This window comes from Alteromonas sp. AMM-1 (assembly GCF_047290655.1).
GTDB classification, from domain to species: Bacteria; Pseudomonadota; Gammaproteobacteria; order Enterobacterales; family Alteromonadaceae; genus Alteromonas; species Alteromonas mangrovi.
In genome coordinates, this window is sequence record NZ_JBLBUE010000187.1 from 1 (window position 1) to 6,326 (window position 6,326).

7 protein-coding genes and 2 tRNA genes are annotated in these 6,326 nt (G+C 46.1%); 7 read left to right on the forward strand and 2 right to left on the reverse strand.

Features of this window, described 5'->3' with window-relative positions:
* Both ACLR2L_RS17925 and ACLR2L_RS17930 read right to left on the reverse strand, forming a co-directional pair.
* The coding region (locus ACLR2L_RS17925) for a hypothetical protein (protein WP_413370108.1) at positions 1–518 on the reverse strand (518 nt) is incomplete at its 3' end.
* A 14-nt stretch (positions 519–532) separates the two neighbouring features.
* Entirely contained in the window at positions 533–1,795 is a 1,263-nt protein-coding gene (locus tag ACLR2L_RS17930) for an ABC transporter substrate-binding protein (protein ID WP_413370110.1), read from the reverse strand.
* Between the two features lie 287 nt (positions 1,796–2,082).
* Here ACLR2L_RS17930 and ACLR2L_RS17935 point away from each other — a divergent pair, with 287 nt between their 5' ends.
* The 7 genes from ACLR2L_RS17935 (at position 2,083) to ACLR2L_RS17965 (ending at position 6,282) form a co-directional block, all read left to right on the forward strand.
* Positions 2,083–2,379: a hypothetical protein gene (locus tag ACLR2L_RS17935; protein WP_413370112.1), complete on the forward strand. Its 297-nt coding sequence runs from the start codon at positions 2,083–2,085 to the stop codon at positions 2,377–2,379.
* Positions 2,380–2,534: 155 nt separating this feature from the next.
* Positions 2,535–3,158 carry a 50S ribosomal protein L25/general stress protein Ctc gene (locus ACLR2L_RS17940; protein ID WP_140956489.1) on the forward strand — a complete coding sequence of 208 codons (624 nt, stop codon included), beginning with the start codon at positions 2,535–2,537 and terminating at the stop codon, positions 3,156–3,158.
* 5 nt (positions 3,159–3,163) lie between these two features.
* Positions 3,164–3,757, forward strand: coding sequence for an aminoacyl-tRNA hydrolase (pth, locus tag ACLR2L_RS17945; RefSeq protein ID WP_140956488.1), 594 nt, complete (start codon positions 3,164–3,166; stop codon positions 3,755–3,757).
* Positions 3,758–3,773: 16 nt separating this feature from the next.
* Entirely contained in the window at positions 3,774–4,865 is a 1,092-nt protein-coding gene (gene ychF / locus ACLR2L_RS17950; protein WP_413370115.1) for a redox-regulated ATPase YchF, read from the forward strand.
* A 139-nt stretch (positions 4,866–5,004) separates the two neighbouring features.
* On the forward strand, positions 5,005–5,928 hold the full coding sequence (locus ACLR2L_RS17955; RefSeq protein ID WP_413370117.1) for a hypothetical protein: 924 nt from the start codon (positions 5,005–5,007) through the stop codon (positions 5,926–5,928).
* Between the two features lie 156 nt (positions 5,929–6,084).
* Positions 6,085–6,161 (forward strand) — tRNA-Met (locus ACLR2L_RS17960).
* A 36-nt stretch (positions 6,162–6,197) separates the two neighbouring features.
* A tRNA-Leu gene (locus ACLR2L_RS17965) sits at positions 6,198–6,282 on the forward strand.
* The last annotated feature ends 44 nt before the right edge of the window (positions 6,283–6,326 follow it).

Consider the following 6,326-nt stretch of genomic DNA (forward strand, 5'->3'; position numbering starts at 1 on the left):
GCCTGACTTGCGTTTGTTTTGTCAATCGGAATAGTAGCTTGTGCCAGTAATGCCTGAATAACCTCTTCGCCGTGTTGAAATGTTGCAGGTAACGCCTGTGTTATGAGTGTATTTTTTGCTTCGTACAACGACTGCAACACATTGAGATTCTCACCGTAGCGATTTACCAGCAACTGCATGTCATTGATGGGTTCATTCACCGCGGGACTCACTATATTGCGCGAAACTATGTCCAGGCGCTGCTGAATACTGCTATGGGTTTCACGCATTTTTTCCAGGATGGCGGTATTACCAGATTGGCCAAACACCGAGACGTTACGTTGTAAATCAACAATGTCCTTGTTGATTTCAAGCACCAAAATGACATTGCTGGAAATCAGTAAAATACGCGATACGGACGTGTCTACCTGTTTAATCTTGCTGTTTAGCAATCCAAAATTAATTGCCAGAATAAGCAGAAATACTGCCAGCACTGCGGCCGCCTTCAAGGCAATGGAGGACTTCAGACTTGAAAGCATTCTATACAACCTGTTTAAGCATTGAGAAACTCATACCACCGGTCGAGGCTATAATCGTAATTATCCATTACCGTGTTCCAGACTGCGATATTGGAAAACCGTTTTGTATAGCTGCCACCATCTCTGCGCTCTCCGGCATTAACCGATTGTTTACCATCGGTGCCATTAAGCGAAACAGGCGCCTCTTTACCCTCATACCAGTAATCCCATTCAGCCTCGCTCATTAATGGTCTGCTGCGCTGAGGATTAGAAATGTAATACCCCTGACGGGCAATAAACGCCCCTGGATAACCAGACAACCACCAGTTCATGTAGTCGTATGCGGCGTCTTTTACATAGCCTGAAGTGTGCGACGACAAACACATCACACCTTGCCAGGCCCGATATCCCTCTTTAGGTGCCGCATACCTGACAGGAATCCCCTGTCCCTTGCAAGCCGATACCCCAGGCGAAAACATACTTTGGATGTGAACGCGGCGATTCACCATAAACTCTACAGATTGAGGTACTGACGTCCAAAATCCGGCAAAGTGACCGCTTTGCTTTTTGTCTATCAGTATGGCGAAGAGTTGATCTATTTCAGATATTGTCATGTTGCCAATATCCTTAAATGTCACCAATCCTTGTGCCTGGGCAGCCAATGCCGCATCAAATATGCCAATAGTTGGGGCGTTTACGAGTGCTACTTTCCCGCGATTTGCATCGTCCAGTAACCAGCCCCAGGATTCTTCGGTATACCCCTGAGCCCTTTGGATAACACGCGTATCATAGCCAAAGGAATCCACATTGTGCACATAAGGCATAAAACTAATTTTATTTGTTGATTGGGGGCCTAACAGCCCATTTGACTGAACGAACAAAATTTTATCAGGCGCGTCACCCGCGCCGGTTTGAGCCTCGGGGCTAATCTTTCCTGTTTTTGTTAAACTGTTGATCTCTGGCCAGTATTTTAATCTGTCTACATCGAGCGCCTGAATTGCACCAGCATACCAGAGCACATTAATCGAATCTGACCATTGCTCGTATAAGTCAAACGAGCTGGGATCAGCTGACGCTTTTTGTAGTACGGCGGCACTGCCCATGGGTTCAAATTGAATATCTATACCCAGTTCCTGCATGGCACGGCGGCGAAGCGGCTCCTGCAGAGTAACATGTGTTCCCATTACACGCAGGGTAACTTTATTCCTGGCAAATACATAAGGAGCCTGGCTGAGGCAAACTGCTCCTGTTACGGCTGCTGCTGACTTTTTTAAAAATGAACGCCGGGGGTTTTGCATAATGCTATTCCGTCGAAAACCGTCTGTTTGTGCTTTCAGGCTAAAATCTTTGGTATAACTATAGATGATTTCTGCCTTTTTAAAGCGCGCGAGACAAAAAATCCAGCTTAGTGTAATTTATTCAACTCAAAAATAACTGAGAAAACACAATGCGCAATACACCTGGTCTACATTTAATCTGCTTAGCCTTGGCAATGATATGCAGTTTGCCAGGATGTAACCTTACCGAGGCAAATACTCAGAATGAATCCCCTACCAATCCCCCTATCGCAGATGGATCATCCCCTATGAAACAGGAAACCTTTCGCGGTACCATAGTGTACAAAACCCTCGAGGGCGGTTTTTATGCATTGCATACCCAAAAGGCTCAACACTTTACCCTGAAGGACCTGCCAACGCCGTTTCGCCGGAATGGTTTAATCGTTGACGTAACCGGTTATATCGATAACAACGCCATTACCATCACCCAATACGGTAAGGTCTTCATTGTGAGTTCAGTCACTATTATTGACGATAGCCAGGTAAATCCCATTGGTAACCCCATTGGTAACCCAGTCAAAGACCCAATCAACAAGCGACTTTAAGGTTTGTAACTTTATAGCTTGAGTGGTAGAATTCGCCGCCCTGTAAATTCGGGGTTGGTAGTTTGTGCTACGGTTAACCGGGTACATTCTGCACACTGCAGATTTTGGTCGCGAAATTCTGCTTAATTATCAATATATTAAATTGGAGACAGTCAATGTCTGATGCCATTTTTAATCTGGACGCGAAGATCCGTACAGACCTAGGGAAAGGTGCGAGCCGCCGCCTTCGTCACGCTGATCTGGTACCAGCTATCGTTTACGGTGGTGAAGAAGCACCTCTTTCTATTACGCTTGTGCACAATAAAGTAATGCAAGCGCTGGATTTTGAAGCGTTTTATTCACACGTTCTGACTCTGAACATCGAAGGCAAAGCAACTGAAGTTCTGCTGAAAGACGTTCAACGTCACCCGTACAAGCCTAAAGTAACTCACATGGACTTCCAGCGTGTTGTTGCTGGCCATCAGGTTCACACTTCTGTACCGCTGCACTTCATTAACGAAGCAACAGCTGCAGCAGTTAAAGCGGGCGGTGTTGCAGAACACCACGTAAACGAAGTAGAAATTACCTGCTTACCAAAAGACCTGCCTGAGTTCATCGAAGTTGATATGGCTAACATCGAACTAGGCCAAACTCTGCACCTGTCTGATCTGACTCTGCCAGCTGGCGTAAGTTCTGTTGAACTGGCCAAAGGCGATGATTCTCATGACCTGGCTGTAGTTACAGTTAAACCACCTAAAGGTGGCGCAGCTGAAGCAGAAGAAGACGCTGCTGGGGAATAATTCCTTTGGCAGACATACGTCTTATTGTGGGCCTGGGTAATCCGGGCCCCGAATACGAAAATACCCGCCATAATGCCGGTGCTTGGTTTTTAGACCAGCTCGCCGCAACGTTTCAGACCAGCTTAATCCCCGATAGCAAGTTTTTTGGTAAAACAGCACGCATAACAGTTGCTGGCCAGGATATCCGATTGCTGTATCCAACCACTTTTATGAACAGAAGTGGGCAGTCTGTTGCAGCATTAGCCAATTTTTATCGCATTGACCCCTCTCAAATGCTGGTGGCATTTGATGAACTGGATCTCCCTCCAGGCGTTGCCAAGTTCAAAATGGGCGGCAGTTCGAGTCAGAACGGCGTGCGTGATATCGTTGCCAAAATGGGGAACAATCGCGAATTTTTGCGACTGCGCATAGGCATAGGTCACCCGGGTCACAAAAGCAAAGTTACCGGCCACGTGCTGGGTAAACCTGCTGCTGCTGAACGCGAAGCCATAGTCAGTGCTATCGATGAATCGGTACGTTGTACCGAAATATTACTTAAAAATGATCTGAAAATGGCGCAAAATCGCCTGCACAGTTTTAAAGCAGATATAAACCTCTAATTTCAAGGGCTCCATCATGGGATTTAAATGTGGCATTGTTGGCCTGCCAAACGTTGGGAAATCAACGCTATTCAATGCATTGACCAAAGCGGGAATTGAAGCCGCTAACTTTCCATTCTGTACTATTGAACCGAACACAGGCGTGGTACCCGTGCCGGATCTTCGTTTGGATAAATTGGCTGAAATCGTAAAGCCACAACGCGTTATCCCTACTACAATGGAATTTGTTGATATTGCAGGCTTGGTAGAAGGTGCTTCCAAAGGCGAAGGACTGGGAAACAAATTCCTGGCAAACATTCGTGAAACTGATGCAATTGGCCACGTTGTGCGCTGTTTTGACAACGACAACATTGTGCATGTTGCCGGCAAGGTCAGCCCTAAAGACGATATCGACATTATTAACACTGAATTAGCGTTAGCTGATCTGGAAAGCACCGAAAAAGCCATTTTACGTGTTGCTAAGCGTGCCAAAGGTGGCGATGCCGACGCTAAATTTGAACTCAAAGTACTCGAAAAGATAAAACCGCATCTGGACGAAGGTCAATTGTTGCGCTCGCTGCCGCTGGAAAAAGAAGAAGTGGCCGCCATTAGCTACATGAATTTGCTTACGCTTAAGCCAACCATGTATATCGCAAACGTTAACGAAGACGGCTTTGAACATAACCCTTATTTGGATCAGGTTAGCGCCATCGCAGAAGCCGAAAATGCGGTAGTTGTGGCCGTATGTGCAGCCATTGAATCTGACATCGCTGAGTTAGATGACGAAGAACGCGCCGAATTTATGGCCGACATGGGCCTGGAAGAACCCGGTCTTAATCGCGTGATCCGTGCAGGTTACAACTTGCTTACACTGCAAACTTATTTTACCGCCGGTGTAAAAGAGGTTCGCGCCTGGACTTTCCCAGCCGGATCAACGGCACCGCAGGCTGCCGGTAAAATCCATACAGACTTCGAAAAAGGCTTTATCCGCGCTGAAATCGTTGGTTACGACCACTTTGTTGAATTTAAAGGCGAGCAAGGTGCAAAAGACGCAGGAAAATGGCGTTTGGAAGGGAAAGAGTACATCGTGAAAGACGGCGATGTGATTCACTTCCGATTTAACGTATAACCAGAAGCCCGGACAGTGTCCGGGCTTTTTTATATACATCATCACAAAACTGATTTTATCATTTCCTTTACATTTTACTCATGCAAACGCTAATCTGCGCTATGCTTAACGTTGAGGTAAAACAGGTAAGATTGGTGTCATGAAGTTGTACTTACGTGCTTTGTTATTGATATTGTTTTGTAGCAAGGCGTCGTTTGCCTTGGCTGCAGACGAGCAACAATCCGCACTCACAATAGTACGTGTACCTCATATCAGCAGGCAGGCCCAGCACGTTGAATACATTCACAAACTGCTGGAACTGGCCCTCAATAAAACCGAAGCCGAATTTGGCCCCTATCAGATACAATATCACGATACTGAAACCCTGCCGGAACGTCAGTTAAAGGGTCTGGAAGAAGGTGAACAGGTAAATGTGACGTTTTCCCATGCTAAAGCACGCTGGGACAACGCCGCAATTCGTGTACCCTTTCCACTGGTTAAAGGGCTGGGAAGTGTTCGCTTTTTCTTTACTTTGCCCAAACACTTGCCCGCCCTGGCAACGGTTTCCTCCTTAAAGGATTTCTACCAATTTTCGCATGGCCAGGGCCTTGGCTGGTCAACGGCTACAATCCTGGAAAGTAATAATTTTCGCGTTGTGTATGGCAGCCGTTATGTAGGCATGTTTGTTATGCTCGAAGCAGACCGTTTTGATCTGTTAATGCGAAGCGCTTTTGAACTGTTAGGCGAGCAAGAACATCTGCGTACACAACACCCGTCAATCACTTATGACACACATACTGCCATGCTCACGTTTTTACCCATGTATTTTTATGTCTCAGATACGCAACCAGAACTCGCCACTCGATTGGAAAAAGGTCTCAAAAGCGCTTTCAAGAGCGGCGAATTTGATAAGCTTTTTAATCAGTATTTCAAGGAAGCAGTGCAGTTTGCACTATCTCCGTCTGTTCGTGCACACTGGATCAATAACTTTAATGTGACTACTGAACAATTTTACGAAGTAAAACCATATTTATTACCGGCATTAGCAAACAAAATTGAACCCAATTTAGCGCCCAAATCGTAGTTTATCCGGCGATTTCAGGCTTATTTGGTGGAAATTGCAACACTGGCGCACAGATATTAAGCAGTTGAACAAATGTGATAAAAAAAGGGGTTGACGCACTAAGTTCATATACGCATAATACGCGCCACTTCCTGAGAGGGAAGTAAAACACTCGGAGGCTACGTAGCTCAGTTGGTTAGAGCACATCACTCATAATGATGGGGTCGCAAGTTCGAATCTCGCCGTAGCCACCACTCTTCTTATTTATCTCTCAGGTATGTCCTAGTTGCGCGGAAGTGGTGGAATTGGTAGACACGCTGGATTTAGGTTCCAGTGCTTCACGGCGTGAGAGTTCAAGTCTCTCCTTCCGCACCATTATTGGGGTATAGCCAAGTTGGTAAGGCAGCGGGTTTTGATCC